This window comes from Salinispora mooreana (assembly GCF_000379065.1).
GTDB lineage: Bacteria > Actinomycetota > Actinomycetes > Mycobacteriales > Micromonosporaceae > Micromonospora > Micromonospora mooreana.
On the sequence record NZ_KB900614.1, the window covers coordinates 3,329,266 to 3,355,281 of the forward strand.

Annotated in this window: 28 protein-coding genes and 1 pseudogene; 13 read left to right on the forward strand and 16 right to left on the reverse strand. The window is 68.9% G+C overall.

Annotation, left to right across the window (positions count from 1 at the left end):
- Window positions 1-116: 116 nt before the first annotated feature.
- Window positions 117-284 (reverse strand): DUF3117 domain-containing protein, encoded by a 168-nt coding sequence (locus SALPAC6_RS27895; RefSeq protein ID WP_018254362.1) that lies wholly within the window; start codon window positions 282-284, stop codon window positions 117-119.
- Window positions 285-474: 190 nt separating this feature from the next.
- Between SALPAC6_RS27895 and SALPAC6_RS0115810 the strand changes: the two genes are divergently transcribed.
- Window positions 475-1,293 carry a PaaX family transcriptional regulator gene (locus SALPAC6_RS0115810; RefSeq protein WP_018254363.1) on the forward strand — a complete coding sequence of 273 codons (819 nt, stop codon included), beginning with the start codon at window positions 475-477 and terminating at the stop codon, window positions 1,291-1,293.
- Window positions 1,294-1,297: 4 nt separating this feature from the next.
- A complete protein-coding gene (locus SALPAC6_RS0115815; protein WP_018254364.1) occupies window positions 1,298-2,089 on the forward strand; it encodes an enoyl-CoA hydratase-related protein in 792 nt (263 codons plus the stop codon).
- Between the two features lie 34 nt (window positions 2,090-2,123).
- On the opposite strand, the gene SALPAC6_RS0115820 is transcribed toward SALPAC6_RS0115815, so the two are convergent.
- The 4 genes from SALPAC6_RS0115820 to SALPAC6_RS0115835 form a co-directional block, all read right to left on the reverse strand.
- Window positions 2,124-2,738, reverse strand: a complete 615-nt coding sequence (locus SALPAC6_RS0115820; protein WP_026189727.1) for a hypothetical protein — start codon at window positions 2,736-2,738, stop codon at window positions 2,124-2,126.
- Window positions 2,735-3,334, reverse strand: coding sequence for a DNA-3-methyladenine glycosylase I (locus SALPAC6_RS0115825; RefSeq protein ID WP_018254366.1), 600 nt, complete (start codon window positions 3,332-3,334; stop codon window positions 2,735-2,737). Before SALPAC6_RS0115825 ends, SALPAC6_RS0115820 begins: the two co-directional genes overlap by 4 nt.
- A 63-nt stretch (window positions 3,335-3,397) precedes the next feature.
- Entirely contained in the window at window positions 3,398-3,919 is a 522-nt protein-coding gene (locus SALPAC6_RS0115830; RefSeq protein ID WP_018254367.1) for an SRPBCC family protein, read from the reverse strand.
- On the reverse strand, window positions 3,916-4,533 hold the full coding sequence (locus SALPAC6_RS0115835; protein ID WP_018254368.1) for a DivIVA domain-containing protein: 618 nt from the start codon (window positions 4,531-4,533) through the stop codon (window positions 3,916-3,918). Before SALPAC6_RS0115835 ends, SALPAC6_RS0115830 begins: the two co-directional genes overlap by 4 nt.
- Window positions 4,534-4,686: 153 nt before the next feature.
- Between SALPAC6_RS0115835 and folP the strand changes: the two genes are divergently transcribed.
- Window positions 4,687-5,556, forward strand: a complete 870-nt coding sequence (gene folP, locus SALPAC6_RS0115840; RefSeq protein WP_018254369.1) for a dihydropteroate synthase — start codon at window positions 4,687-4,689, stop codon at window positions 5,554-5,556.
- A gap of 41 nt (window positions 5,557-5,597) precedes the next feature.
- Here the strand turns inward: folP and ndhC are convergent, their stop codons facing one another.
- Both ndhC and SALPAC6_RS0115850 read right to left on the reverse strand, forming a co-directional pair.
- Window positions 5,598-5,975, reverse strand: coding sequence for an NADH-quinone oxidoreductase subunit A (ndhC, locus tag SALPAC6_RS0115845; RefSeq protein ID WP_018221289.1), 378 nt, complete (start codon window positions 5,973-5,975; stop codon window positions 5,598-5,600).
- 107 nt (window positions 5,976-6,082) lie between these two features.
- Complete coding sequence (locus SALPAC6_RS0115850) at window positions 6,083-6,739, reverse strand: C39 family peptidase (RefSeq protein ID WP_018251965.1); 657 nt, start codon at window positions 6,737-6,739, stop codon at window positions 6,083-6,085.
- A 745-nt stretch (window positions 6,740-7,484) separates the two neighbouring features.
- Here SALPAC6_RS0115850 and SALPAC6_RS0115855 point away from each other — a divergent pair.
- Both SALPAC6_RS0115855 and SALPAC6_RS0115860 read left to right on the forward strand, forming a co-directional pair.
- The gene (locus tag SALPAC6_RS0115855; RefSeq protein WP_018254370.1) at window positions 7,485-9,332 is read left to right on the forward strand and encodes a 2-oxoacid:acceptor oxidoreductase subunit alpha; all 1,848 of its coding nucleotides are present in this window, start codon (window positions 7,485-7,487) and stop codon (window positions 9,330-9,332) included.
- Window positions 9,325-10,359 carry a 2-oxoacid:ferredoxin oxidoreductase subunit beta gene (locus SALPAC6_RS0115860; protein ID WP_018254371.1) on the forward strand — a complete coding sequence of 345 codons (1,035 nt, stop codon included), beginning with the start codon at window positions 9,325-9,327 and terminating at the stop codon, window positions 10,357-10,359. Before SALPAC6_RS0115855 ends, SALPAC6_RS0115860 begins: the two co-directional genes overlap by 8 nt.
- Before the next feature lie 170 nt (window positions 10,360-10,529).
- On the opposite strand, the gene SALPAC6_RS0115865 is transcribed toward SALPAC6_RS0115860, so the two are convergent.
- Window positions 10,530-11,549 (reverse strand): potassium channel family protein, encoded by a 1,020-nt coding sequence (locus SALPAC6_RS0115865; protein ID WP_018254372.1) that lies wholly within the window; start codon window positions 11,547-11,549, stop codon window positions 10,530-10,532.
- Between the two features lie 161 nt (window positions 11,550-11,710).
- Here SALPAC6_RS0115865 and SALPAC6_RS0115870 point away from each other — a divergent pair, with 161 nt between their 5' ends.
- The 3 genes from SALPAC6_RS0115870 to SALPAC6_RS0115880 all read left to right on the forward strand — a co-directional run bounded on the left by SALPAC6_RS0115870 (window position 11,711) and on the right by SALPAC6_RS0115880 (window position 14,238).
- Window positions 11,711-12,283, forward strand: a complete 573-nt coding sequence (locus tag SALPAC6_RS0115870; RefSeq protein ID WP_018254373.1) for a helix-turn-helix domain-containing protein — start codon at window positions 11,711-11,713, stop codon at window positions 12,281-12,283.
- 145 nt (window positions 12,284-12,428) lie between these two features.
- Window positions 12,429-13,013 (forward strand): ClpP family protease, encoded by a 585-nt coding sequence (locus tag SALPAC6_RS0115875; protein ID WP_018254374.1) that lies wholly within the window; start codon window positions 12,429-12,431, stop codon window positions 13,011-13,013.
- A gap of 190 nt (window positions 13,014-13,203) precedes the next feature.
- Window positions 13,204-14,238 carry an AEC family transporter gene (locus tag SALPAC6_RS0115880; RefSeq protein WP_018254375.1) on the forward strand — a complete coding sequence of 345 codons (1,035 nt, stop codon included), beginning with the start codon at window positions 13,204-13,206 and terminating at the stop codon, window positions 14,236-14,238.
- Between the two features lie 66 nt (window positions 14,239-14,304).
- Here the strand turns inward: SALPAC6_RS0115880 and SALPAC6_RS0115885 are convergent, their stop codons facing one another.
- The 4 genes from SALPAC6_RS0115885 to SALPAC6_RS0115900 all read right to left on the reverse strand — a co-directional run bounded on the left by SALPAC6_RS0115885 (window position 14,305) and on the right by SALPAC6_RS0115900 (window position 17,364).
- A complete protein-coding gene (locus SALPAC6_RS0115885) occupies window positions 14,305-14,595 on the reverse strand; it encodes a putative quinol monooxygenase (protein WP_018254376.1) in 291 nt (96 codons plus the stop codon).
- Between the two features lie 215 nt (window positions 14,596-14,810).
- Window positions 14,811-15,101, reverse strand: coding sequence for a putative quinol monooxygenase (locus tag SALPAC6_RS0115890; RefSeq protein WP_018254377.1), 291 nt, complete (start codon window positions 15,099-15,101; stop codon window positions 14,811-14,813).
- 146 nt (window positions 15,102-15,247) lie between these two features.
- A complete protein-coding gene (locus tag SALPAC6_RS0115895; protein ID WP_018254378.1) occupies window positions 15,248-16,426 on the reverse strand; it encodes an alpha/beta fold hydrolase in 1,179 nt (392 codons plus the stop codon).
- A gap of 233 nt (window positions 16,427-16,659) precedes the next feature.
- Window positions 16,660-17,364 carry a TetR/AcrR family transcriptional regulator gene (locus SALPAC6_RS0115900; RefSeq protein ID WP_018254379.1) on the reverse strand — a complete coding sequence of 235 codons (705 nt, stop codon included), beginning with the start codon at window positions 17,362-17,364 and terminating at the stop codon, window positions 16,660-16,662.
- 110 nt (window positions 17,365-17,474) lie between these two features.
- On the opposite strand from SALPAC6_RS0115900, the gene SALPAC6_RS0115905 reads away from it, so the two are divergent.
- From SALPAC6_RS0115905 to SALPAC6_RS27900, 4 genes and pseudogenes are all read left to right on the forward strand, one after another.
- Complete coding sequence (locus tag SALPAC6_RS0115905) at window positions 17,475-18,458, forward strand: NAD(P)-dependent alcohol dehydrogenase (protein WP_018254380.1); 984 nt, start codon at window positions 17,475-17,477, stop codon at window positions 18,456-18,458.
- 35 nt (window positions 18,459-18,493) lie between these two features.
- Window positions 18,494-20,284 carry a glycoside hydrolase family 15 protein gene (locus SALPAC6_RS0115910; protein ID WP_018254381.1) on the forward strand — a complete coding sequence of 597 codons (1,791 nt, stop codon included), beginning with the start codon at window positions 18,494-18,496 and terminating at the stop codon, window positions 20,282-20,284.
- Window positions 20,285-20,310: 26 nt separating this feature from the next.
- A complete protein-coding gene (locus tag SALPAC6_RS0115915; RefSeq protein WP_026189729.1) occupies window positions 20,311-21,090 on the forward strand; it encodes a glucose 1-dehydrogenase in 780 nt (259 codons plus the stop codon).
- 27 nt (window positions 21,091-21,117) lie between these two features.
- Window positions 21,118-21,339, forward strand: a pseudogene (locus tag SALPAC6_RS27900) (NmrA family transcriptional regulator); the annotation flags it as partial.
- A 38-nt stretch (window positions 21,340-21,377) separates the two neighbouring features.
- Here SALPAC6_RS27900 and SALPAC6_RS0115925 read toward each other — a convergent pair.
- Entirely contained in the window at window positions 21,378-22,289 is a 912-nt protein-coding gene (locus SALPAC6_RS0115925) for an SMP-30/gluconolactonase/LRE family protein (RefSeq protein WP_018254384.1), read from the reverse strand.
- A gap of 96 nt (window positions 22,290-22,385) precedes the next feature.
- Here SALPAC6_RS0115925 and SALPAC6_RS0115930 point away from each other — a divergent pair, with 96 nt between their 5' ends.
- Window positions 22,386-22,841, forward strand: a complete 456-nt coding sequence (locus tag SALPAC6_RS0115930; RefSeq protein WP_018254385.1) for an Lrp/AsnC family transcriptional regulator — start codon at window positions 22,386-22,388, stop codon at window positions 22,839-22,841.
- 65 nt (window positions 22,842-22,906) lie between these two features.
- Here SALPAC6_RS0115930 and SALPAC6_RS0115935 read toward each other — a convergent pair whose 3' ends face one another.
- The 3 genes from SALPAC6_RS0115935 to SALPAC6_RS0115945 all read right to left on the reverse strand — a co-directional run bounded on the left by SALPAC6_RS0115935 (window position 22,907) and on the right by SALPAC6_RS0115945 (window position 25,967).
- The gene (locus tag SALPAC6_RS0115935) at window positions 22,907-24,214 is read right to left on the reverse strand and encodes an MFS transporter (protein WP_018254386.1); all 1,308 of its coding nucleotides are present in this window, start codon (window positions 24,212-24,214) and stop codon (window positions 22,907-22,909) included.
- Window positions 24,215-24,323: 109 nt separating this feature from the next.
- Window positions 24,324-25,352, reverse strand: a complete 1,029-nt coding sequence (locus SALPAC6_RS0115940) for a hypothetical protein (protein ID WP_018254387.1) — start codon at window positions 25,350-25,352, stop codon at window positions 24,324-24,326.
- A 111-nt stretch (window positions 25,353-25,463) separates the two neighbouring features.
- Window positions 25,464-25,967 carry an S-ribosylhomocysteine lyase gene (locus SALPAC6_RS0115945; protein ID WP_018254388.1) on the reverse strand — a complete coding sequence of 168 codons (504 nt, stop codon included), beginning with the start codon at window positions 25,965-25,967 and terminating at the stop codon, window positions 25,464-25,466.
- Between the last annotated feature and the right edge of the window lie 49 nt (window positions 25,968-26,016).

Sequence of the window (26,016 nt, forward strand, 5' to 3'; positions counted from 1 at the left end):
CTCCGGGTGGCCACGGCCTCGCCGTCCGCTTCAGCATGCCTGCGACCACCGGCGCGCGGACGCCGGTGGACCAGGAGGCAGATGGACCGTCCACGCGGGGCGCGGACGGTCCACACTCAGCCGGCAGCCGCCCTCAGCGCGTCACCGAGCGCGGTGGCCTCGTCCGGAGTCATCTCGACGACGAGCCGGCCACCGCCCTCCAGCGGGACTCGCATGACGATGCCACGGCCCTCCTTGGTGACTTCCAGCGGACCGTCGCCCGTCCGCGGCTTCATCGCCGCCATGTTGTCTCCCCTCAGACCTGAACCAGGGTCGGTGGGTTGCCCCACAGCCACTTCGCCACGACCACCCGCAACCTTCACCGGGGTGTCGACCAACGATTTTCCCTGATGAACACCGCCGGACCCAAACCGAGGCAGTATTGATGTAACAGAACCTAGCTTATCCCGAGAAGGCCTGTCACAATGTGCGGTCATGCAGGCACGGTCGGCACTCTTCGACCTGTACGGTGACCACCTCCGGCCCCGAGGTGGCCGGGCACAGGTCGCCGCTCTGGTCAAGCTACTGGCGCCCCTGGGCATCGCACCGCCAGCAGTACGGACGGCGGTCTCCCGGATGGTGCGCCAGGGCTGGCTCGAACCCCTCCGGATGGCCACCGGACCCGGATACGCGATCACCCCGAAAGCCGCTCGCCGGTTGGACGAGGCGGCCACGCGGATCTACCGCACTGGCAAAACCGGCTGGGACGGGCGCTTCGACCTGCTCGTCGTGGCGGCACCGACCACCCGCCGGGAACGCCAGCGCCTCGCCGCGAACCTGAGCTTCCTCGGCTACGGCACGCTCGACGAGTGCACGTGGGTGGCCACCCGACCGGGTGAGGACGTTGACCTACTCCTCGACGAGGCGGGGGTGCGCTACGAGCGGTTCACCGCGGCGCACGTCGCCGGCACGCCGGGCGCGATGGGCGTCGTCCGCCGCGCCTGGGACCTCGCCGAGATCGGCCGGGCATACGATCAGTTCGTCGCCGAACAGCGGGCGCTGCTCGGCGGGGTCACCGTTCGCAGTCCCGACGAGGAGGCGTACGCCGCCCGGTTTCGGCTCGTGCACGCCTGGCGCACCTTCCTGTTCCGGGACCCGCAGCTGCCGCCGGCGCTGCTCCCCGAGCGGTGGCCGGGCACCGCCGCGGGCAGCTTCTTCGACCGCCACGCGGCCCGGCTGCGGCCGGCCGCCGACCGCTACGTCGAGGCCTGTCTCGACGTCGGTAACCGCATCACTGGACAGAAGGGTCATTGACACCGTGACCGAGCCACTCCTCATCGACCGCACCGACGCCGTCGTCACCCTCACCCTGAACCGCCCCACGGCCATGAACGCGCTCGACACCGCCCTGAAGGAGGCGTTCCGGGACGCCCTGGCCGAGTTGGAGGGCGACCGAAGCTGCCGGGCGGTGGTGCTGGCCGGGTCCGGCGGTTCGTTCAGCGCCGGTCAGGACCTGCGCGAGCACGTACGGACGATGGAGTCCGCCGAGGGTAACCCGCTGGACACCGTGGGAACGCACTACAACCCGATCGCCGCCCGGCTGGCGGGCATGGCCAAACCCGTCATCGCCGCCGTGGGTGGCATGGCCGCCGGGGCGGGTGCCTCACTGGCCTTCCTCGCCGACATCCGGATCGGTGGACCCTCCACCAGCTTCCTCATGGCGTTCGCCAAGGTTGGGCTCGCCGCCGACACCGGCGCCTCGTGGACGCTGCCCCGGCTCGTCGGCCACGCCAAGGCCGTCGAGCTGCTGATGCTCGCCGAGCCGGTACGGGCGGCGGAGGCCCACCAGCTCGGCCTGCTCAACCGGCTGGTCGCGACCGACGAGGAGGTGCTGCCGGCGGCGCAGGAGTTGGCCGCTCGGTTGGCGGCTGGCCCGACCATCGCGTACGGGGCGATCAAACGACAGCTCTCCATCGCGGACGCGGGCACGCTCGCTGATGCCCTGGCCGCCGAGGCGCAGGCTCAGTCGATCTGCGGCGCCACCGCCGACCACCGGTCCGCCACCATGGCCTTCGTCGCCAAGCAGAGGCCGGTCTTCGAGGGCCGCTGACGACACCCGGGGGGGGCGAAGCCGCCCCCCGGGGTCAGTCGTCTTCCTCCGGGTCCTGGTTGGCCTCCTCGCCGAGGACGAACGCCCGCATGGCCAGCTCGTTGCCGGAGGGCCAGACGAATGCGGGTAGCTCGCGGGGGCCCAACTCCTGCACGTAGGCCCAGAACTCCCGGACCGCCTCCGCCGATGACCCGGCCTCGATCGGCAGGTCGAGACTGACCATCCAGGACTGCCGTGGCGGGGGCGGACCAAGCTGGTCGACCAGCGCCTGGAAGGCCGTCGGGTCCAGCGGTGTGACCGGCCCGTCGACCGTCAGGGCATCGGCCAACACCGGGGAGTCGAAAGACCGTCGGGTGTAGGTGATCACCAGCCGCGGCTCGACCCGCTCCGCGGGCGGTCCTTCCGGAAGCAGGTCACCGATGTCGGTGACCTGCCCCAGCGCGACCAGCCTCGACGGCGCGTCGGTCAGCACCGCTACCTGGTCGCCGGGGCGCGGCCGAGCTCCCTCGGCAGCAGCGATCAGCTCAAGCGTGTCATGGTGCACGAGCCGCTCGGCCTCCAACCGCCCCGGCGGCAGCAGCACGGCCCAGGTGTCCGCGCCGTCGGTACGGGTCGTCCGGTCGGTCCGGTCCGCGGTGTCGGTCGTCATGCGCTCCATCTCATCACGTCGTCATCGCCAGCCGGCACGTGGCAACCGACGAGATGGTCGTCAACCATGCCGGTGGCCTGCATCAGCGCGTAGGCGGTGGTCGGGCCGACAAACCGGAAGCCGCGCTTCTTCAACGCCTTCGCCATCGTGGTGGACTCCACGGTCAGCGCCGGCACCTGCGCGAACGACGCCGGCCGTTCGCGTCGCGGAGGCGGAGCAAACGACCAGAGTAGGGCGGAGAGGCCGACCGGAAGTTCCAGCGCGACCCGCGCGTTGGAGATCGCCGCCTCGATCTTGGCCCGGTTGCGGACGATGCCGGTGTCATCGAGCAGCCGGGCGACGTCCGCCGCGGAGAAGGCTGCGACCGACTCGATCCGGAACCCGTCGAACGCCTCCCGAAAGGCGGCCCGCTTCCGCAGGATGGTCAGCCACGACAGCCCGGACTGGAACGCCTCCAGCGTCATCCGTTCGTAGAGGGCGTCGTCGCCGTGCAGCGGGCGGCCCCACTCGGTGTCGTGGTAGACGGCGTAGTCGGGCGTGCTCGCCCCCCAAGCGCAGCGAGATGAACCGTCAGCACCGATTACGAGGTCAGTCACCCGTCAACGCTACGACACCCCACCGACGCCTCGGCAGTGGCCGGCAGTGGCCGGGCGCGCGCATCAGGGGAGGCGGCCCTGCTCCACCCGCCGCCCGAAACGCCGGAGGGCCTGCGTCAGGCCGACCTTCGAGCCGGGCCAGAGGAAGGGCCATACGACCCGTCCGACCGCCCCGCCCGGGAGCTGGAACCACTCGTGCCAGACGACCTGGGTCCGCCCTCCGGCCAGCTGGGTACACCGCAGCACGCCGGGGCCGCGCAGCAGCTTCCCGCAGTGGACCACACGCACCTCGTACGGTGCGTCCACCCGGACCACCCGCATCTCGTCACGGAGTGTGGCCGGCCCGACCGCGGTGACCGCCTCGACCAGACTGCCCTCGCCACCATCGCCCTCGACCACCCGGACCTTCGTGAAGGGGATCCATTCGCCCTGTCGTTCCCAGGAGACGAGCGCCGCGAAGACCTGCTCGGCCGACGCGTCAACGATCACCGCGGCGGTAACCTCGGCGGCTCCCGGCCGCGCCACCTCCCGCAGTTCAGCGCCGTCCGGGGCGGTCCACTCCTCGGCGCCGTCCCCCGCCGTCACACCGACTCCGACCGAGCGGTCGAGTCGGCTACGCCCGCCGACCGGGCGTCGTCCGCCGGCCCACCCACGACCTCGCCGCCGGAGCGGGCCGCGGAATCCGACCGGGTCTGGTCAACGGATCGAGCTTCGGGGTCTGGCTCGGCCTCGCCGCCGGAGCGGGCCTCGTCCGCCGACTCGTCAGCGGCCTCGCCGGTGTGCGGTTGGGGCGGCGGCGCTGCGTCACCGGGCGGGTCGCCGACGGCCCCGGGGCGCGCTCCGGCGGCCTGCTCACGGGCGCGCAGGAGCGCATCAGCGTCGGCGTTGCGCCCCTCACGCAACGCGGTGACCTCTGCCTCCAGCACCCCGATCAGCTCCGTCTTGTAGCCAATGTCGTACGCCGCCCGGCGCATCGCCTGGTCGACCTGAGCCATGCGGTACCCACGCAACGCCGTGTCGAACCGCACCTGACCAACATCGGACTCCCGCAGCGGGCGATTGCCAGGCAGGGGCACCGCCGTCCCGTCGGGCTCGGCTGGCACAAGACCCGAATCCCGACCGGTGACCAACACCGCCACACCGAAGACCACCGCCGCGACGGTGAGCGCCGCTACCAACAGGAGCAGAACCTGACCCATGCACCAAATCGTGGCACGTCAACCGGGGCAGGGCGACCCCACCACCCCGGATCCCCAGTGAGCAGGCGAATCGACCGCCGGTCCGGCCGGCACGGTGGTGACCGACTAGCGTCGTGACGGCCGGGAGGTCCGGCGACACCCTCGGGAGGCGGGATGGCGGACGCACTGCGGCTCGGCCGGCGAACCTTCGGCCCCGGCGAGCTCGGAGTCATGGCGATCATCAACCGCACCCCGGATTCGTTCTTCGACCGGGGCGCGACCTTCGGGCAGGAGAGTGCACTACGCGCGGTGGAGCGTGCGGTTGCCGAGGGCGCGGACATCATCGACATCGGCGGGGTCAAGGCCGGCCCTGGTGCCGAGGTCGACGCGGCCGAGGAGATCCGCCGGACCGTGGCCACCATCGCCGCGGTCCGCGCCGCCTTCCCCGACGTGGTCATCTCGATCGACACCTGGCGTGCCGAGGTAGCCGTGGCGGCGGTGGCCGCCGGTGCGGACCTGCTGAACGACACGTGGTCCGGCACCGATCCAGCACTGGCTCAGGTCGCGGCGGAGACCGGCGCCGGGCTGCTCTGCTCACACGCGGGCGGACTGACGCCGCGTACCCGGCCGCACCGGGTCGCCTACGACGACGTAGTGGCAGACGTGGTGGCGACCGTGACCGGCCTCGCCGAGCGGGCGGTGTCGCTGGGGGTACGGCCCGACGGCATTCTGATCGACCCAGCCCACGATTTCGGTAAGAACACCCACCACTCCTTGGAGATCACCCGCCGCCTCGACGAACTCGCCGGGACCGGCTGGCCGCTGCTGGTTGCCCTGTCGAACAAGGACTTCATCGGCGAGACCCTGGACCTACCGGCCGTCGAACGACTGGAAGGAACCCTCGCCGCCACCGCAATCTCCGCCTGGCTGGGTGCCCGGGTGTTCCGGGCGCACCAGGTCCAGGCGACCCGCCGGGTCCTGGACATGGTGGCCACCATCCGGGGGGACCGCCCACCCGCGTCCACCCGGCGGGGCCTGGCGTAGCGCACCGCCACCGCAGCCCCCGGGCCGACGTGGCCGAACGGTCAGGTCCAGCGCAGGATGTTCTTCCGCCACGCGTAGAGGATGCCCAGCGCCAGCACCGCCACGAAGATCGCCATCTCCACGACGGTAACCAGCCCGTAGCCGCGCCGGTTGAAGATCACGGCCCAGGGGAAGAGAAACACCGCCTCGACCGCGAACAACACGTACAGGTAGGCGTACACGTAGTAACGGATCTGGGCTTGGGCCCAGTCACCGCCCACCGGGTCCAGCCCACACTCGTAGGCAGCGCGCTTACCAGGCGGCTCGGCAGGGCGGGCGGGGCGCAACACCCGATTGGCCGAGAAGGCCGTCACGAAGAAGAGCAGACTGGCGAGGAGCAGGAGCCCGAGCGTCGCATAGGAGCCCAGGTAGCCGGTCACGGTGGCTCAGACTACCGGTCCGATCCCCGGCCCGCACCCGCCCGTTCGCGAACGACGACAACAAGGGCCGGCCCCTCGTGGGGCCGGCCCTTGGCGGTTGGTGGGGGTCAGCTGGTGGAGTAGCCGCGGGTGGCGATCCAGTCGGCGAGGGCGTCGGTGGTGATCCAGTATTCGGCGGTGTTCGGGTTCGCGGAGTCGGCGATCTTCACCTGGTCGCCGGCGTCGCGGTAGCCGGTGACGGAGATGTAGTGGCCGCCGGCGAAGGAGTGGGTCTCGCCGTTGGTGTCGGTGGCGGTGCCGGCGATGTTGGCCACGATGGCGCGGCCGTCGTCGACGGTGCGGATGATGTCCTCGCGCAGGGTGTCGGTCTGCTTGTCGTCGGCCATCGGGGTGGAGATCTCGACGCTGCGGTACACGTCGTGGCCGGTCTCGGTGTTCAGCACCGGGGTGATGTCGTTGATGGAGTCGGTGCCGGACTGGGTGGTGCCCATCCGCTCGGCCATCGCGTCCATGTCGATGTTCTTGCCCTGCACGGACAGGGCGTTGCGGGCGGCGGCGGGGCCGCAGTAGTAGAAGTTCGGCTGGGCTTCGTAGTCGACCGGGAGCACGCGGGTGTCGTCGCGCTCGGTCTGCGTGGTGGGCTGCGTGGTGGGCTGCGTGGTGGGGGCGGCGAAGGCGGCGCTGGCGGGGGCGGCGATGGCGCCACCGGTGGCGATCAGGCCAGCAGCGGTCAGGGCGGTCTTACGGAGGATGTCGGTACGCATGATGGTCGAAGCCTTCCGCTCGGGGGTGCCGCGGACGCGGGGGGCGCGCCAGCGGGTCGCACGAGGTGGTTCGAGATGAGAACGAATAGGGGGTCCCGCCCGGCGGGGTGCTACTCGGGCGGCCCGGGGATGTAACCAACGCCGGTCCGGCGGCATTCCACCGGCGGGCGGCCACCGGCGGTCCGGTGGGGCGGTGGGGCGCTCACGGCTGCCCCGCATGGTTACGCCAGGTATAACCACCGGCCCCCGGCACCGATTCCCCGCCAACCGTGACCCGAGTCACAGTACAAAACGTCAGATACCTCACAATCGGTGACCCAATTTGGCCCAAAATTCCGAATCAACCATAAAGCGCACCACTGTGTGGCGGCGGTGCCGACAGCCGAGAATCGGCTTCACCCACAACCCATTGACCAGCCAGGGACCCCGGAGCGGCCAACGAGTGCCGGAGATGCAGAGCCGCCGGGGCCAGCGAGGCAGTCGGGTGATCTGGATTACGACACCGGGCCAAAAATAGCTGTAAAACGGTCATCTACTCGCCAAATCAAGTCTCAGTCGCCGGACCTCTCGAGCTGGCGAGGAGGTGATCCGACGTAGGCTCTCAGGTGAGAAACGACAGCAGGCCGGACAACCACACGAGGTGGGTCACGGCGGCGCGCCGAGGAGGCCATGTGACCGGGCAAGGCGAGGTCAGGAGCGAGTGCGGCAGTCCGGGCGACCGCGCCGACCGAAGCGAGGTGCGGTCATGACCAAGAAACTCCGTCAACTGGACCGCGTGGTCATCCGCTTCGCCGGGGACTCCGGCGACGGGATGCAGCTCACCGGCGACCGATTCACCTCCGAAACTGCGCAACTCGGCAACGACATCTCCACGCTGCCCAACTTCCCCGCGGAGATCCGCGCACCCGCCGGGACGCTGCCCGGAGTGTCAAGCTTCCAGGTGCACTTCGCCGACTACGACATCCTCACCCCCGGCGACTCGCCGAACGTCCTGGTCGCGATGAACCCGGCCGCGCTCAAGGCCAACCTCGCCGACCTGCCGCGCGGAGCCGACATCATCGTCAACACCGACGAGTTCACCCGACGCAACCTGGCCAAGGTCGGCTACCAGGCCAACCCGCTCGAGGACGACTCACTCGCCGGCTACACGGTGCACCCGGTGGCGTTGACCTCGATGACCGTCGGCGCGCTCGCCGACCACGAGGTCTCCAAGAAGGACGCAGAACGAGCCAAGAACATGTTCGCGCTGGGCCTGCTGAGCTGGATGTACTCCCGGCCGTACGAGTCGACCCTGCGGTTCCTGGAGCGCAAGTTCGCGACCCGGCCGGAGCTGGTCGCGGCCAACGTCGCAGCCTTCAAGGCCGGCTGGAACTTCGGCGAGACGACTGAGGACTTTGCGGTCCGGTACGAGGTCAAGCCGGCGAAGATGCACCCGGGGACCTACCGGAACATCACCGGCAACATGGCGCTGTCACTCGGTCTGGTGGCTGCCGGAGTCCGCTCCGAGCTGCCGGTCTTCCTCGGCGCCTACCCGATCACCCCGGCGTCGGACATCCTGCACGAGCTGAGCAAGCACAAGCGCTTCGGCGTACTCACCATGCAGGCCGAGGACGAGATCGCAGCCATCGGCGCGGCCCTCGGCGCCTCGTACGGCGGGGCGCTCGGCGTCACCACCACCAGCGGTCCCGGCGTCGCGCTCAAGAGCGAGACCATCTCCCTCGCGGTGGCCCTGGAGCTGCCGCTGGTCATCGTGGACGTGCAGCGGGCTGGGCCGTCAACCGGTATGCCGACCAAGACCGAGCAGGCCGACCTGAGCATGGCCCTCTTCGGCCGACACGGTGAGGCGCCGGTGGTGGTGCTCGCGCCGAAGTCCCCGGCCGACTGCTTCTACGCGGCGTTGGAGGCGGCCCGGATCGCGCTGACCTACCGCACGCCGGTGATCCTCCTCTCCGACAACTACGTGGCCAACGGCTCCGAGCCGTGGCTACTCCCCGACGTCGAGTCCCTGCCCGACCTGCGAGTCGACTTCGCCACCCGACCCAACGGCGAGGACGGCGCCACTTTCCTGCCATACCTGCGGGACCCGGAGACCCTGGCCCGGCCCTGGGCTGTCCCCGGCACGCCCGGCTTGGAGCACCGCATCGGCGGGCTGGAGAAGGCCGACAAGACCGGCGACATCTCGTACGACCCGGCCAACCACGACCTCATGGTGCGGACCCGTGCCGCCCGGATCGAGGCGATCCCGGTGCCCGACCTCGAGGTCGAGGACCCGGACGGTGACGCCCGGGTGCTGGTGCTCGGCTGGGGGTCCACGTACGGTCCGATCGGCGCGGCCTGCCGTGGCCTGCGCCAACGCGGGCTCTCCATCGCCCAGGCGCACCTGCGGCACCTCGCCCCGATGCCGGCCAACCTCGGCGAGATCCTGCGCTCCTACGAGCGGGTGGTCATCCCCGAGATGAACCTCGGTCAGCTCGCCCACGTGATCCGCGCCCGACACCTGGTCGACGCGATCGGCTACAACCAGGTACACGGGCTGCCGTTCACCGCCAACGAGCTGGAGACGATGCTGGAAGAGGTCCTGAAGAATGTCTGAGCCCGTCGCCCTCAAGCTCACCGCGAAGGACTTCAAGTCCAACCAGGAGGTGCGGTGGTGCCCCGGCTGTGGTGACTACGCGATCCTCGCCGCTGTCCAGGGCTTCATGCCGGAGCTGAACATTCCCCGGGAACGAATCGTCTTCGTCTCCGGTATCGGCTGCTCGTCGCGTTTCCCGTACTACATGAACACGTACGGGATGCACTCGATCCACGGTCGCGCCCCAGCGATCGCCACCGGCCTCTCCACCACCCGCCCCGACCTCTCCGTCTGGGTGGTCACCGGGGACGGCGACGCGCTGTCGATCGGCGGCAACCACCTGATCCACGCGCTACGGCGTAACGTCAACCTGAAGATCCTGCTGTTCAACAACCAGATCTACGGCCTTACCAAGGGGCAGTACTCCCCCACCTCCGAGGTTGGCAAGATCACCAAGTCGACCCCGGTCGGCTCGGCAGACGCGCCGTTCAACCCACTCTCGCTGGCGCTGGGCGCGGAGGCCACGTTTGTCGCCCGCACCATCGACTCCGACCGCAAGCACCTGCAGTCGGTGCTCCGGGCCGCCGCCGAGCACGAGGGCTCGGCCTTCGTGGAGATCTACCAGAACTGCAACATCTTCAACGACGGTGCCTTCGAACAGCTCAAGGGGCCCGCCACCCGGGACGACTCGCTGATCCGGCTGGAACACAACCAGCCGATCACGTTCGGCCGGGACGGACAGTTCTGCGTCGTACACCCGGCCGGCGGCTTCGGCCTGGAAGTCCGCGAGACCGCGGCCACCGCGGCGGAGGAGATCGTGGTCCACGATGCCACCATCACCGACCCGGCGTACGCGTTCGCCCTGTCCCGGCTGCCGGGTCTGGACCTGCGCAACACCCCGATCGGGGTGTTCCGTTCGGTGCGGCGGCCGTCGTACGACAGCGTGGTGCAGGAGCAGCTCGACGCCGCCCGGGCGACGGTGACCGACACTCGGGAGCAGCAGTTCGCCGGCCTGCTGCACAGCGGCGACACCTGGACGATCGACTGAGCCGCGGGCTGGTGCCTGCGCACGCCGGGTAGCCGGGCTGCGTCGGTGCATACCGCTTCCGGAGCATGGCCGCGCTCCGGAAGCGGCACGGGCACGCAGGATATCGACGTGGAGCGCAGCGGCGGGCCCTGAGGACATCGGCGCGGGGCTCAGGACATCGGCACGGGGGCTCAGGACATCGGGCTGGATGCCCGACGGTCGTCGCGGACGTGCACGAGCATGTCGCCGGTTTCGATGACCCCGCCGGCCCGATCGGCGAGGGTGACCACCTTGCCCCGCCGCACCAGCGCGATAACCAGGGCGTCCAGCTCGCGGGGGGAGCGGCCAACCTCGTGCCGCTCGGCCGACCGCATCGCGAGCGCCATCCCCTGACCGGGCGTGAGTAGGTCCTCCACGACCTCGATCAACGGCGGCGCGGAGGTGGAGAGACCCAGCAGCCGACCGGCGGTCGCCGACGAGACGATCACGTGATGGGCACCGCTCTGTTTGAGCAGCGGGGCGTTCTCCGCCTCCCGGGCCGCGGCGATGATCCGCACCTGTCCCGCGGTGAGCTGCCGGACGGTCAGTGCCACCAACACCGCAGCGTCGTCACTGTCAGTCGCGATGATCACTGCCTTGGCGGTCCGGACGTGTGCCTCGTTGAGGGTGGCCGAGCGGGTCGCCGATCCCTCGATCGCCACCAAACCGGCCGAGGTCGCCTGCCGCAGGGCAGCGCCACTGCGTTCGACCACCACGATCCTGGACTTGTCGAAACCATTCTCGAGCAGGGCGGAGATCGCACTACGACCCTTGGTCCCGTAGCCGCAGATGATGACGTGATCCTTCACAGCTCTCCTCCACCGCGACAGGCGAAGGCCGGTCCGGTACTGCTCGGTCAGGACTTCCAGGGTGGTGCCGACCAGGATGATCAGAAAGATGACCCGGGCCGGGGTGATGTAGAGGACGTTGAGCAGGCGGGCCGACTCCGAGACCGGGGCGATGTCGCCGTACCCGGTGGTGGAGAGGGAAACCACAACGTAGTAGAAGCAGTCAAGGAGGCTCAGCCCGTCCGAGTCGCGGTTGGCGTCCCGATAACCGTCGCGGTCGAGCCACACCACGGCGACGCTGGCAAGGATGAGCCCGAGGGCCGCGGCCAGCCGCAGACTCAACGCGCTCAGCGGATCGCGCCGTTGCGCCGGGAAATGAATCACCGTTCGCCCCGCCCACACTCCGCTGCCAGCCGCACGCCCACAACATAGCGGGTCAGGGGTAGCTCGGATGGCGAGGCGGCCGGGACGACGCCACAACAGCCCCGACGGGCATGATAGGAGCTGTCTCCCTCGGACAACGGCCAACGAAAGCGAGGCGGAGCATGTCCTTGCTCAGACGAGTCATCGGCGGGGTGTTGCGCCGGCTACGGGTGCGGCAGGGCCGCACGCTGCGGGAGGTGGCTGCCGCCGCCGGGGTCTCCATGCCGTACCTGTCCGAGGTGGAGCGGGGGCGTAAGGAGGCCTCGTCCGAGGTACTCGCGGCGGTCTGCCGGGCGCTCGGGATCCGCCTCTCCGACCTGCTTGGGGAGGCTCGGGACGAGCTACGTCGCCTGGAGCGGCCCGAGCCGATCGGGTTCACCATCGGCGAGGTCAACCGAACGCCGAGCTCCCGCGTGGAGCCGGCCCGGCAGCACTCGGTCCGGACCGGGCTACCCGGCGGCGGCCCCACCGCCCGCGATGCCAGCCAGGTGCACCTTCGACTGGGCTCACCTGGGCTGCCCATCGGTGGCGCGGGGCTGGCGCCGATCGGGCCCGCGTTGACCGGCAACCCGTCAGGAGGGGCCGGCCTACGAGTCCGATTGATCGCTGCGGCGCCGGCTGCCCGCCCCGCCGCACGAAGCTCGTGGCGGGCCCAGCGGCTCACTCGGGCCCGCCGGCAGCGGGCTCGGCGCTAACCCAACCGGACGCCCCGCGCCGATCTGCTCTGGGCCGATCTGCTGCCGGCAGATCGGCTACCTCCTCCTGCACCGGCGCGCGCACGCTGGACGGGCCGGCTCCCGGGCGGTCCCCCGCCCGCCGACGCGCTGGAGGTAGCACCTAATGATCAAAATGTTGGACGATGGGCAGCAGGGCTTCGGCGACCAGGTCTTCGAGCGGCTGTTGAAGGAACGCATCGTCTTCCTCGGCACCGAGGTGACCGACGAGTCGGCCAACCGGGTCTGCGCCCAGATCCTGCTGCTGGCCGCCGAGGACCCGGACCGAGACATCACCCTCTACATCAACTCTCCCGGCGGCTCGGTGAGCGCGGGGATGGCCGTCTACGACACGATGCGCTTTGTCCGCAACGACGTGGCGACGCTGGCGTTGGGCATGGCCGGCTCGATGGGGCAGTTCCTCCTCTGCGCCGGGACGGCGGGCAAACGGTACGCGTTGCCACACTCGTGGATCCTCATGCACCAGCCCTCCGGTGGGATGAGGGGCACCGCCGCGGACATCCGGATCCAGGCGGAGAACCTCCTGCACATAAAGAAGACCATGCAGGGGCTGATCGCCCAGCACAGCGGTCGGACGCTGGCGGAGATCCAGCGGGACTGGGACCGGGATCGCTGGTTCACCCCGGAGCAGGCCCGCGAGTACGGCCTCATCGACCACGTCATCACACAGGCGGCGGAGCTCGCCCGCTGAGCCACCAGCCATCGGTCGGGCAGAAGCCGCACGGATCGGCCGGACGTGCTGCTACGGCGTATATTGTCCTCCGCTCACTGATTGGCGCCGACCCTTCTCCTTGACAGCAACGGAGCCTCCGCCGAACCACCGGACGCCCCTTGCCGACCGGATCGGGCCGGCCAACCAGATCTGCTGGAGGCCCGGACCGTTGGAAGTCCTCGCCGTCTTCGAAAAGCTCGTGCCGGTGGCGTTGGCTCTCGGCGCCGGTGTGTTGTTCGCCCAGCGGAGCGTCGTCAGCGCGGCGAGCTCGAAGGCGTTCGCGGACTTCGCCTTCCTCTTCGCCGTGCCGTGCTACCTGTTCGCCGCCATCTACCGCAGCGACCTGGGTGCCCTGTTCGCCTGGCGCGCTCTCGCCGGCTACGCCGTCACGGCGGGGATCGCCATGGCCGTGGTCGGGGTGCTGGCCCGGCTGACCACCACCCGCGAGCCCCGGCAACTCGCGTTGCGGATCATGGCGGCGGTCCAGGTCAACACCGCGTATTTCGCGGTACCCGTGTTCATCATGCTCTTTGGCGACGCAGCGCCGGTCTTTCCGATCCTGCTGTTCCAGGTGTGCGTCCTCTCCCTGGTCGTCCTGGCCATCATGGAGCTCCATGGAGCGCCGGTTACGGGCATACCGGCTGGCCAGGCCGTACCGGCCTCGGTTAGGGCCGGTGGGCCACGACCGACGCAGCCGACCGGCGGGCCACCAGCACCGCCGCAACTCCGAAGCTGGCGCAGCCAAGCAGGCCGGGCGGTGTGGGGTTCCCTCACCACTCCGATCGTCCTGGCGTGCAACGCCGGCCTCCTGCTCAACCTGCTGGCCTTCCGGATGCCGGAGCCCCTACTCGACGGATTCGATTTCGTCGGTGCCGCGGCGGCGCCGATCGCGCTCTTCGCCCTGGGCCTGCACCTGGGCGGCAGCGGGATCAGCTTCCGTCACACCAGTGGCGAGGAGATCTGGCTGATCGCCGTCAAGTGCCTGCTGTTCCCGTTCGCGGTCTGGCTGGCCGCCGCGCACGTCTTCGGTATTCACGGCCCCTGGCTGACCTATCTCGTCCTCATCGCGGCGATGCCGGCACCACAGAGCCTGTTCATCGTCGCGCAGCGCTACGGCGTTGATGTAGAGATGTCGGCCGCACTGGTGGTGAAGAGCTCGGTCGCGGCGCTACTGCTGCTGCCACTCTGGATCCACTGGACGTAAGCGGGGTGAACTCGCTCCCCACACCCCTGCACGGCGAGACCAGAGCCAACCCCGACCAACGATGACTCACTCAATCTGCGTCATGTCCGTAAAATTGTATTCGTCAATCTTGCCGGCGGTCGCAGCCATGTACTCCTGCAGGTGCGGGACGTGCTTGTGAGCCTCCCAGATCTCGCGGGTCTCCCAGTTCTCGTAAAGGAAGAAATGAGCCGGGTCGTTATTGTCCTGGTGCAGGTCGAAGTTTATGCACCCCTCCTCCGCTCGAGTTAACGGGAGAAGCTTTTTCAACTCGGCTTTGACCAGGTCCACCTGGCCCGGCTTGGCATGAACGTTGGCAACAATGGTCAAGTGCGACATGCGGAACTCCTGGTCACCTGGTCGTTCATTGTGGAACTTCCTCAGCCTAGTGGAGGAGTCCGCACCAAGCCCAGCGAATCACCGAAGGAGCGCTCGAGGTTGATCAGGCAGTCGTCACCCTGGACCTCGACCGGACTCCGGCCCCGGACACACTGGGCACCACCGCCACGTCCCACCCCCGCAGGACGCAGCCGAGCCACACACCCTAACGACCGTCAATCAATGTGGGTCATCTCGTTGAGTATGAAGTCATCCACTTTACCGGCGGTCGCCGCGGCGTACGCCTGTAGGTGTGCGGCGCTCATGTGGGCCTGCCAGAGGTCGCGGGACTCCCAATTCTCGTAGAAGACGAAGTGGGCCGGATTACTGTTGTCCTGGTGCAGATCATAGTTGATACACCCCTTCTCTTCACGAGTAATCGGGATGAGCTTTTTCAGCTCCGCCTTGACCAGGTCCACCTGGTCCGGCTTGGCGTGAATGTTGGCAACAATAGTCAGGCGTGGCATGTTGTACTCCTGTCGCCGCATCGTTCATTTGTGGAACTTCTTCACGCTAGCGGAGGAGTCCACCCCCAGCCACCAAGTCGCCAGATGAGGGTTCAAAATTGATCAGGTGGTCGTAGATCGTACGGCGCGACGCGGCGTACCCGCCCTCACGGTCCGGTCGCGGCCGCATGGACGGACTTCACCGCCTCCACCACCACCGACGGAACCTCGTCCTGCACCCAGTGGCCGTGGGTGCTGTCCCGCCACTGGCCGACGACCGCGCTGGGGTGCCACTCCGACAGGAACCGCTCCAGCGGATACCAGTAGGCCGCACCGGTCTCATCGTCCACGCAGTTGGTCCGGGTGGTGACCGCCGCGGTCTCCGGGTGATAGCCGGGCTGGCAGAGTTCCCGTTCACCGCCGAGAATCGCCAGGTCGACCTTGTACGGCCCGAAGGCCGTGTCGTCGCCGAAGGCGAAGAAGACCGGCTTCGACCGCAGCGCGGCCAGTTCCCGGTCGAGTTGGTCGAGGAAGGCACCGTCCGCGATGGTCGCCATGGCGGAGATGTGCACGGGCTGGGTCACCTCCGGGTAGCGCAGGTCATGCGGGGGTTCCAGGGTGAGGTAGGGCCCCCACATCGCGTCCCGCAGCGCCGCGTACTCCGCCGATCCTTCCACCGCGTTGCGTTCGGCGACCCCGATCGCACCACGGCGGATGAGCTCGCCCTGCGTGTAGAACTCTGGCTCCAGCTGCGCATGGCGCCCACGGTCGTGCACCGCGTGCATGAATCCGGTCCGCCCCTGGTCGATGTGGTCGAGCTGCCAGGCCCAGGTGTTCATCAGCACGAGACCCCGCACCTTCTCCGGGGTGGCGACTCCGGCGGCCAGTCCGATGGGTCCACCCCAGTCCTGCAGCACCAGGTAGAGATCCTCTAGGGCCAGGTCGGCGATGAAGTCCCGCAGCACCGTCGTGTGCGAACTCGGCAGGTAGTCGAATTCGCTGACCCTCGGCTTGTCGGAGAACCCGAAACCGAGGTGGTCGGTGAGGATCACCCGAAAGCCAGCCGCGCGCAACGGGTCGACGATCTTCCGGTAGATCATGCTCCAGGTGCCGTTCCCGTGGACCGCCAGAACGGTGCCCTTGGGGGCATGGCCCGCCGCTGGTGGTAAGTCCACATAGTGGTATGCGAACCCACGCCACTCGTAAACCTTCGACTGGAACGGGTATACGCTCTCCGCCACCGGAAACGGCCGTTCCCATTCCGGGGTAGCCCTGCTGTCCCGCCGCGGGACGCCGCTACCGGTGGCGGCTGCCAGGGCGGCGAGGGTCAGCACCACCGACGCCACGAGGAGGCGAACAGAAATCTTCCTCGACCTACCGCTCACGGCAATCTCCCCAATCCCAACGACCTGGTCGGAGAGCAGCACGATCTCAGCCCATGGCCGGCGAACCGCTCCCGTCATAGCGAGCCTAGGAACGCAAGGGTGGGCCAGGACATACGGCGTGCCAGCCAGTCTTTACTGGGGACAGCCCTACCCGAATTGGCGGCGCAATACGGTCCGCTGTCCCTAACGGCGCCTCAGCGAGAGGACGTCCAGCCCTGCTGATGCAGCCGTTCGATGCCCTCCAGCAACAGGTCCAGGGCGAACTCGAACTCAAACTGGTCGTCGCAGCCACGCCCCACCACCGACGCATCGTCGTGGGAGGCCACCACGGCGATCTCTGCAAGGTTCGGGAATCGGTCGGCGAACTGCGCTGGTAGGGCCGCCGGCGGCTCCGGACTGCTCGCGCCGCTCCGGCCGGCTTTCCGTGCGGCGTCGAAGAGTTCCTGACTGAAGCCCAGGATGCGGCTGCCCATCGCGTGCATCACGTGGTGGGCAAGGTCAACGGAGAAGCCGCCGCCTCGGAACGTCCCGACCATCGAGTCGAGGTAGGCGAGGATGCCCGGCGTCGCCGTCTGCTGTGACTCGATGGCGAGGGACATCCAGGGGTGACGCTGCAGCACCCGCCGCGCGGAGAGAATTCGCTCCCGGACCGCATGCTTCCAGCCACCGTCGGCCACCGGCGGGTCGATCTCGTCGACGACCACATCGATCATGCCGGCGACCAGTTCGTCCTTGTTGGCCACGTGCTTGTAGAGGGCCATCGGCACGACACCCAGGTCCTGGGCAAGGTTGCGCATGCTGAGGGAGTCGATCCCGGCCTCGTCGGCGAGCGTGACAGCGGCCCGCAGGACTCGCTCTCTGCTCAACGGCGTTCGGCGCACCTCGGTCTGCTCAGCCATCTCGGTTCCTCGTCTCCAGCGGTGCTGGAAACCATAACCGCCTTGACGAGTGTACGGCGTACACCTATTCTGTTCAGGCATCAGCGTACGCCGTACACCTTGGAGTGAAAATGAAGGCCATCGTGCAAGACCGCTACGGGCCGCCGGAGTCCCTCACCCTCGCGGAGGTTGACCCCCCGGCACCCGCCGCCAACGAGGTGCTGGTGCGGGTCGAAGCCGCAGCCCTCAACGCCTATGACTGGCATGTGCTGCGCGGCGACCCCCGGCTGGCACGGTTGGCGCTGGGCCGGTCAAGGCCCCGGGCCCACATCCGTGGTCGCGACTTCGCCGGCGTGGTGGAATCCGTCGGCGAGAACGTTCAGCAGTTCCGCCCCGGCGATGCGGTCTTCGGCGATCTCGGCGACGCCAACGGCGCCTTCGCCGAGTACGTCCGCGTACCCGAAACGCTGATCGCACCGAAGCCGAGCAACCTGACGCCGCGGCAGGCCGCCAGCCTGCCGCTCGCCGGCGTCACCGCACTCATGGGGCTGGCTGACCTCGGGCGGGTCGAGCCCGGCCACCGCGTCCTGATCAACGGCGCCTCCGGCGGCGTCGGCACCCTCGCCGTGCAGCTGGCCAAGGCGCTCGGCGCGAGCGTGACCGCGGTGTGTAGCACCCGCAACACCGACCTGGTCCGCTCCCTCGGCGCCGATCATGTCGTTGACTACACCCGGAGCGACTTCACCCACGACTTCCAGCCCCACGATGTCGTGTTCGACCTGGTCGGCAACCGCTCGCTCACCGCACTCCGGCGAGTGCTGACCCCCGCCGGGATGTTGATCCTCTCCGGCGGCGGGGTCTACCGCGGCGGTAGCCTCGTCGGACCGGTCTGGCTCATTACCCGCGGGCGACTGCTGGCACCCTTCGTCCGACACCGCATCGCCGTTCTCACCACCATGCCCAGCCGCAAGCACCTCGACCTGCTCCGCGACCATGCCGAGACCGGCGACCTCACCCCGGTTATCGACCGGAGCTACCCGCTGCACGAGGTACCGCAAGCACTGAGGTACCTCGAAGGCGGACACGCGCGGGGGAAAGTAGTGATCACCATCTGAGGCGTAACGGGCGCCATCGCGGGTAGAAGCCGGGTGTGGCGGAGATCAGTGACTATGCGTTTCTGGGCGACTGCCAAGGCGCGGCGTTGGTGTCGGCGGACGGTTCGGTGGACTGGTGGTGTCCACCCCGGTTCGACGGGCCAAGCGTCTTCGCGCGGCTACTCGGCACCGCTGGCGGCCACTGGTGGATCCGACCGCACGGGCAGTACACGACGAGCCGCTGCTACCTCGACGGCACGATGGTCGTCCAGACCGACTTTCACACCCAGGACGGGGTGCTGCGGCTGACCGATGCGCTCAGCCTCGGCGTCGGGGAACGCGGTCACCAGATCGGCCTCGGCTCGCCGCACGTCCTCCTGCGCCGGGTCGATGCCATCGTCGGCCCGGCGCAGGTGACGGTCGAGGTGGCGGCCCGGCCCGAGTACGGCCTGGTCAGCCCCACCGTTTCCGACGCCACGACAGGGATCGAGATCTCCGGCGGCGCCGATCGACTCACCCTGACCAGCGACCACGACCTGACCATCGATGGTTCCGTGGTGACCGGAGAGTTCAGCCTCGCCGAGGGGGAGAGCGCGGTCTTCGCACTGCACCACCGATGGGCCACCCACCCACCGACGATTCCCCTCGACGGGCGGGCGGCGCTGCGGGACACCATCGCCGCCTGGCGGTCCTGGGACCGCATTCACCAGGGCTACCGAGGGCCGTACCGGGAGCAGGTCCGACGCAGTGCCCTCGTGCTGCAGGCGCTGACCTACCAGCCAACCGGAGCCGTGATCGCCGCCCCCACCACCTCCCTGCCGGAGGAGGTCGGTGGCGAGGCGAACTGGGACTACCGTTTCGGCTGGCTCCGCGACGGCGCCTTCACCCTGAAGGCGCTCTGGGTCGCCGCCTGCCCGGACGAGGCACACCGGTTCTTCGACTGGATGGCCGAGTCGGTGGGCTCGGTGGAGGCCGAGGACCATGTCCCGATCATGTTCGGCGCGGGTGGCGAGCGTGATCTCACCGAACACACCCTCGAGCACCTTGAGGGCTACCGGGACAGCCGCCCGGTGCGGGTCGGCAACGACGCCTGGCTACAGAAGCAACTCGACGTCATCGGCGAGGTCATCGAGTGCGCCTGGGTCCTGCGGGACCAGCTCACCGAGCTGTCGCCCGCCGCCGCCAGCCTGCTCCGTTCCCTGGCCGACCGGGCCGTGGACACCTGGCGGGAGCGGGATGCCGGAATCTGGGAGGGGCGTGAGGGTCAGCGGCACTACCTGACCTCGAAGGTGATGTGCTGGTTGGCCCTCGACCGGGCCGTCAAGCTCGCCGGGCTTCTGGATGCCGAGGCGAAGGTCCCGCAGTGGACGGAGGCGATGGCGCAGGTCCGGGCGGCGATCCTGGAGGAGGGGTGGAACAGCTCGACCAGGGCGTTCACCGGTGCCTTCGGCTCCGACCACCTGGATGCCGGAGTCCTGGTCATGCCCATCCTCGGGTTCCTCCCCGCCGACGACGACAAGATCCTGGCCACGGTCGATGCCATCGAGCGGGACCTGGTCCAGGACGGCCTGGTGCAACGCTGGACCCGGGCCGGGGACGAGGGCGCCTTCATCATCTGCTCGTACTGGCTGGTCCAGGCCCTGGCCCTGGCCGGGCGCCTCGACCGGGCCCGGCAGGTCTTCGAGACCGTCACCGCGCGGGCGAACGATCTCGGCCTGCTCGCCGAGGAGATCGACCGACGCGACGGACGCCTGATCGGCAACTTTCCCCAGGCGTTGTCCCACATCGGTCTGATCAACGCCGCCTGGACCATCGGCCAGGCCGAGGCCGCGGGAACCAGTAGGTAGTGGCAGTCGAGGAAAGGAGCACGTTGATGAGCGGACGACTGATGGGTAGAACCGCCCTGATCACCGGCTCGGACTCCGGTATCGGGCAGGCCACCGCGATCGAGTTCGGCCGGGAGGGCGCCGACGTGGTGGTGCACTACCTGCATGACCATGCGGGGGCGAGCCACACCAAGGCCGAAATCGAAAAGGCGGGTCGACGCGCCGTGGTGGTGCAGGGCGACATCAGCGTCGAGCACCAGGTCGAGGCGATGTTCGACGAGGCCTTGGCGACCTTCGGAGAGCTGGACATCCTGATGAACGACGCCGGGGTGGACGCGTCCGGCATCCCGGTCGCCGATCTGGACACCGAGACCTGGGACCGCGCCATCCGCACCAACCTGTACGGGATGTTCTTCTGCTGCCGGCGGTTCGTCCGGCACCGCCGCGACCACGGCGGACACGGGAAGATCATCAACATCACCTCCATCCACCAGGAGGTGGCCCGGGCCGGCGGCGCCGACTACGACGCCAGCAAGGGCGGCATGCTGGAGCTGGCCAAGAGCATCGCGCTGGAGGTCGCCCCGATACACATGAACGTCAACAACATCGGGCCGGGCATGGTGCTCACTCCGTTCAACCAACGCGCGATCGACGACCCGCAGTACCTGGAGGAGCAGGTGCAGTCGATCCCGTGGAAGCGGGCCGCCCAGCCGGAGGAGATCGCGAAGCTCGCCGTCTTCCTGGCCAGCGACGACGCCAACTACGTCACCGGGTCGACCTACTTCATGGACGGTGGCCTCATGCAGAACCAGGGGCAGGGCGCGTAGGGCGCGCTCCGACGCGAAGGGGGGACGGTCGGCGCCGCGATCGGGCGCGACATGCGCTGGGAGGATGTCCCCCCTCCGGCCATCCGCCCGATGCTGGCCGAGGCGATGGGGAGCCCCGCCTGCACGGAGATGGCGTTGACCGGCTGGGCATCGATGGTGGAGACACCGAAGCAGGTGGCCGACGATGTCGCGACGGCACTGGGGCGGCCTGCACGCACCTTCGCCCAGTGGGCCGCCGACCTCGCCTGAACCGCCCCGGGGGCCCGGCTTCAGGGTCATCAGCCGCTTCATTCCGGGTAGCGGGCGCCGTTGAAGGTGACCCGCAGCGCGTACACCGACCGGCCGGCGGTGATGTAGAGCTGGTTGCGTTTCGGTCCACCGAAGGTGAGATTGGCGACGGGCTCGGGCAGGAGCAACTTCCCGATGAGGCTGCCATCGGGAGCGAAGCAGTGCACGCCGTCCCAGGCCGCGGCCCAGACTCGGCCGGCGTCATCGACGCGCAGCCCGTCGAAGCGGCCGTAGTCACACTCGGCGAAGATCTTGCCGCCGCTGAGGGTGTCGTCGGCGGCGACGTCGAAGACCCGGATGTGGCTGGGTTCCTGTCGCGTGTCGACGATGAACAGCCGTTGTTCGTCCGGCGAGAACGCCAGCCCGTTGGGGCGGAAGAAGTCGTCCGCGACCACCCGCAGGTCCCCGGTGCGGGGGTCGAGCCGAAACACATAGCACGAGCCGCCGAACTCGGGCTCGGCCCTGTTGCCCTCGTAGTCACTGTTGATGCCGTAGCTCGGGTCGGTGAACCAGATCGTGCCGTCGGACCGGACCACGACATCGTTGGGACTGTTGAGCCGCCTGCCGGTGTAGCGGTCTGCCAACACGGTGATCGTTCCGTCGTGCTCGGTGCGGGTCACCCGCCGGCTTCCCTGCTCGCAGGTGATCAGCCGGCCCTGCCGGTCGATCGTGTTGCCGTTGGCGTAGCCCGAGGGTTGGCGGAACACCCCGACCGCGCCGGTGGTCTCGTCCCAGCGCAGCAGCCGATCGTTCGGGATGTCGCTCCACACCAGGTAGCGCCCGGCCGTGAAGTAGACCGGGCCTTCCGACTTCCGCGCGTCGCCGTGCAGGACCTCAAGAACGAAGTCACCGTCGAGGTCCCGGAAACGCTCGTCCAGCAGTCGGAACTCAGCAGGGACTGTATCAGGCATATTGACCTCCTAGCAGGATGATGTTCTACAGCAAAGCCTGCCTTCCGAATCTGGTAAGGTCAAGTTGTTCATCTTTCCAATCCCGATGGGTGTTCGATGCTTGACGATATTGACCGCGTCCTGGTGACCCGCCTGCAGCAGGACGCGACCCAGTCCTACGCGGCCCTCGGCGCGGCCGTTGACCTGTCCGCCGGTTCGGCACACGAACGCGTACGTAAGCTGCGCGAGCGGGGCGTGATCCGGCGTACCACCGTTGACGTCGATCCGGCCGCAGTCGGCCGGGGCGTGCTCGCCTACGTGATGCTCGGCGCCGACGCGTGGATGGGGGACGCGGCCACCCGGGACGCACTCGCGGCTATACCCGAAATCCAGGAGGCACACATCACCGCCGGCACGGCGAGCGTGCTGGTGAAGGTTCGCACCGCCACCACCGAGGACCTGCAAGCCCTCCTGAGACGCCTCTTCGCCATCGACGGAGTCACCAGCACCCAGACCATCGTCGTCCTGGAGTCGTTCTTCGAACGGCCGATCAGCGTTGACCCGGCTCGCTGAGCACAGCCCCGACCGTCAGCCGAGGCACCGGGCAGACCCGACCTCCGGCGCGGAGCCAAGGGCGTTCACACCTGCTGCTCCGCATCCCGCTCGGCAGCGTCAATCGCGCTGTCGGTCACCCAGAACAATCCGATGACCAGGCTGAGCGCCAGCACACCCATGACCGCGAAGACCGCGCGCAGGCCAAGCCACTCCGCCAACAGACCGCCGGTGAGCGCACCGAGAGGCATGCCGCCCCAGGCCAGCATCCGGTAACTGCTGTTGACCCGGCCAAGCAGCCGGTTGGGGGTGATCCGCTGGCGGAGCGAGATCGTGATGACGTTCCAGGTGGCGACCAGAATCCCGCCCCCGAAGTAGACGGCGCCCACCACGTACGGGTTGGTGCTCAACGCCGGTGCGCCGACAAGCACGGCGGCGGCGACCATTGCCACGCCGAGTGTGGCGGAGCGACCCAGCCGTCGCTCAATCGCCCCCGCGACCAACGAGCCGAGCACAATGCCGACGGCCAAGGTCGCGAGCAGCAGGCCGTACCCCGGCTCGGTGAGCCTCATCGCCGAGCCAGGGCCGACCGCGTAGAGCACCAGCACCGCGAGGACCGCGCTCATCGTGAAGTTGCTGACGCCCACCATCACCGCCATGGTGCGCAGTAGCTGGTGTCGCCAGAGAAACCGGAGGCCTTCCGCGATGTCCCGGCGCAAACTGGTCGACGTGTCCCGTGCGACCTGGAAACGGCCACGGATGAGAAGCAACACCACGGCCGCGACCACCCACAGCCCCGCCGGCCCCGCCACCGCCAACGCCACGCCGGTAGAGACCAGGAACCCCGCCAGTGGTGGGCCGACGAACTGGTTGGCCGTCAACTCGACCGCGTTCAGCCGTCCGTTGGCGCGCGGTAGCGCGTCCCGCGACACCAGCTGCGGCAAGATCGACTGGGCCGAGGTGTCGTAGAGCGTCTCGGCGACGCCGGCGCCGAACGCCACCACGTAGAGCAGCCAGATCGACGCCACGTCCAGGGCCGCGGCCAGCGCCATCGCCCCGAACAACACCGCGCGCACCGTGTTTGCGGCCGTCATCACCCGGCGGCGGTCCAGCCGGTCGGCCAACGCGCCCGCCGGCAACGCGACCAGCAGCCACGGCAGGCTGAACGCCATCGCCACCCCGGCCACCAGCACCGGCGAATCCGTGAAGCTGACCGCGACCAGCGGCAGCGCGAGCTTGACGATCCCGTCGGCGAGGTTCGACGCGGCGGACGCGGACCACAGCTGCCAGAACGGGGTGCCCAGCTTCTCGGCGTCCCGACGCGGGGCAGGCAGGTGACGTTCCGGGCCAGGCGTCGTCCGTTCATCCGGGCGGGCGAGATCGTCAATCGTCACCCGGGGATGCTCTCAGAACGGGCACATAGTTCGCCGCCCAATAAGCAGACAGGCGAAACCACCGAAGGACGGGTGAGTGCGCGGGCTCGGCGGCGGAGAGCGAACCGGCCTACTCGAAGGTCACCCGCAGTTGACGCAGCAGGCCACCGTAGTCCTCGTCGTCGTCCCCGATGAAGATCGGAAGTGAGCCGGCGACCAGTCCCACGCCTTCGACCTTGAGGCCCGAGCTGCGCGCCAGCTGCTGGGGCGGCTCGACCGGACGCAGCTGCGCGCCGATGCGTCCGCCCTCCCGGACCGTCGCCGCGCGGTACACCGCGCTGTCAAAGGGGCCCAGATCACCCGGGTCGTACGCGGACGAGACGAAGATGTTGCCCCACCGGTCGATGTCCATGCCCGAGGCGGGTCGTCCATCCGGTGGTTCGAGCGCCGTGAAGGGAACCGAGGTCCAGCGCCGGCCAAACCTGATCTCGCCGTCCTCGTACACCTTCAGGCGAGTCATGTTGATGAAGGTGGTGTCCCGGCCCTCCGCCCGCTCGGCGTAGAGGAAGTAGTCCTCTCCGCGGATCGTCGCCACGGCCGTCGCCTCGACGTTCACCAGCGGCTCGGGCGTCTCGGGCCACGGCACCGCGCTCACGATCTCGACGTTGAGGTCCCGGTCCCACCGGGCGAGATAGATCGTGGGGTCGGGGTCGTCGCCGTCGGCGTTGCTCTCCGCCAACAGGGCCGCGTTCCGGCCGGGCAGCCGGGCGATGCTCTCGAGGTCATTCGGCACACTACGACCGGGAAAATCGACATCGAGCTCGTCAACGATGATGCCGTTCGGATCGACGGGCGTACGCACGATCGAGAGGCGCGGCAGGTCGCGCTCCGCATCGTTGTCCCGGGTGTCGTGGCAGACCAGGAAGACCTCCTGCACCACCCCGTCGTTCTTTTCGGTGGTCAGCCAGGCGATGCCGCTGAACTCGCGGGGTGCCCGGATCTCGAGCCGCTCGGCCGAGGAGGCGTCAACCGTGTCTCGGGCCGAGAGGCTGTCCGCCCCCTGGCTGAGCTGCGCCGAAACCGGTGTGGCGGGCGCAAGCAGGCTCAGTCCGGTGGCGACCGGCAGCAGCCCGCAGGCGATGAACCGACGGCGAATCATTCGTCCCCCTCCACCTGGCGGGCACGACCGCCGGGCCCGCTCGGGACAAAAGTAAAATCATTCTCGCCTTGTCGCGGAACGTTCCTCCCCCGTTACCACCTTCGTGTCGGCTCACTGGCCCGCGGCGAGTTCCCGCAGGTCCGCCTCGCTCACCTCATGGGCGTCCGGGCCCGGATCCCCCCACTGGTCCCGCTTCGCGAGCAGCCGCGCGGCGAGGTCCCGCACCCCCGCCAGCGAGTGGTGCTCGGCCCAACCACACTGGACAACGTTCGCGAGTGGCACCTCCTCGGCGTCCTCGACGGAGCGCAGCCCAGCCGCGATGACCTCAGCCAGATCGTCGAAGCTCCACGGGCCAACCGTCCACACGTACAGGCCGGTCATGCAGCCCATCGGCGCGACGTTCATGATCGTAGAGTGATGCTGACGTACGTAGGTGCCGAGAAAGTGTTCGAGTGAGTGCATGACCGGGCCCGGCACCGGAGACACGTTCGGCTGCGCCACCCGGAAGTCCCAGAGCGCGACCGGCTGGCTCGTGCCGGGCACCGTCTGCTGGTTGACGATCCGCAGGTAGGGCGGCACCACGTGGCGATGATCCAAGTCGTGTGACTGCGGCATAACCAGGACTCCTCAATCCTTCCCAAGGCGGACTCGACCCCAGCCTAGG

What these genes read in the sequence shown, in the direction of transcription:
- SALPAC6_RS0115905 (WP_018254380.1), top strand. Translation starts at nt 17,475, where the DNA reads ATGAAGGCCATCGTGCAAGACCGCTACGGGCCGCCGGAGTCCCTCACC.
- SALPAC6_RS0115860 (WP_018254371.1), top strand. Translation starts at nt 9,325, where the DNA reads ATGTCTGAGCCCGTCGCCCTCAAGCTCACCGCGAAGGACTTCAAGTCC.
- SALPAC6_RS0115835 (WP_018254368.1), bottom strand. Translation starts at nt 4,533, where the DNA reads ATGGGTCAGGTTCTGCTCCTGTTGGTAGCGGCGCTCACCGTCGCGGCG.
- SALPAC6_RS0115900 (WP_018254379.1), bottom strand. Translation starts at nt 17,364, where the DNA reads ATGGCTGAGCAGACCGAGGTGCGCCGAACGCCGTTGAGCAGAGAGCGA.
- SALPAC6_RS0115940 (WP_018254387.1), bottom strand. Translation starts at nt 25,352, where the DNA reads ATGATTCGCCGTCGGTTCATCGCCTGCGGGCTGCTGCCGGTCGCCACC.
- SALPAC6_RS0115930 (WP_018254385.1), top strand. Translation starts at nt 22,386, where the DNA reads ATGCTTGACGATATTGACCGCGTCCTGGTGACCCGCCTGCAGCAGGAC.
- SALPAC6_RS0115855 (WP_018254370.1), top strand. Translation starts at nt 7,485, where the DNA reads ATGACCAAGAAACTCCGTCAACTGGACCGCGTGGTCATCCGCTTCGCC.
- SALPAC6_RS0115945 (WP_018254388.1), bottom strand. Translation starts at nt 25,967, where the DNA reads ATGCCGCAGTCACACGACTTGGATCATCGCCACGTGGTGCCGCCCTAC.
- SALPAC6_RS0115885 (WP_018254376.1), bottom strand. Translation starts at nt 14,595, where the DNA reads ATGTCGCACTTGACCATTGTTGCCAACGTTCATGCCAAGCCGGGCCAG.
- SALPAC6_RS27895 (WP_018254362.1), bottom strand. Translation starts at nt 284, where the DNA reads ATGGCGGCGATGAAGCCGCGGACGGGCGACGGTCCGCTGGAAGTCACC.
- SALPAC6_RS0115915 (WP_026189729.1), top strand. Translation starts at nt 20,311, where the DNA reads ATGAGCGGACGACTGATGGGTAGAACCGCCCTGATCACCGGCTCGGAC.
- SALPAC6_RS0115875 (WP_018254374.1), top strand. Translation starts at nt 12,429, where the DNA reads ATGATCAAAATGTTGGACGATGGGCAGCAGGGCTTCGGCGACCAGGTC.
- SALPAC6_RS0115850 (WP_018251965.1), bottom strand. Translation starts at nt 6,739, where the DNA reads ATGCGTACCGACATCCTCCGTAAGACCGCCCTGACCGCTGCTGGCCTG.
- SALPAC6_RS0115820 (WP_026189727.1), bottom strand. Translation starts at nt 2,738, where the DNA reads ATGACGACCGACACCGCGGACCGGACCGACCGGACGACCCGTACCGAC.
- folP (WP_018254369.1), top strand. Translation starts at nt 4,687, where the DNA reads ATGGCGGACGCACTGCGGCTCGGCCGGCGAACCTTCGGCCCCGGCGAG.
- SALPAC6_RS0115890 (WP_018254377.1), bottom strand. Translation starts at nt 15,101, where the DNA reads ATGCCACGCCTGACTATTGTTGCCAACATTCACGCCAAGCCGGACCAG.
- SALPAC6_RS0115925 (WP_018254384.1), bottom strand. Translation starts at nt 22,289, where the DNA reads ATGCCTGATACAGTCCCTGCTGAGTTCCGACTGCTGGACGAGCGTTTC.
- SALPAC6_RS0115810 (WP_018254363.1), top strand. Translation starts at nt 475, where the DNA reads ATGCAGGCACGGTCGGCACTCTTCGACCTGTACGGTGACCACCTCCGG.
- SALPAC6_RS0115870 (WP_018254373.1), top strand. Translation starts at nt 11,711, where the DNA reads ATGTCCTTGCTCAGACGAGTCATCGGCGGGGTGTTGCGCCGGCTACGG.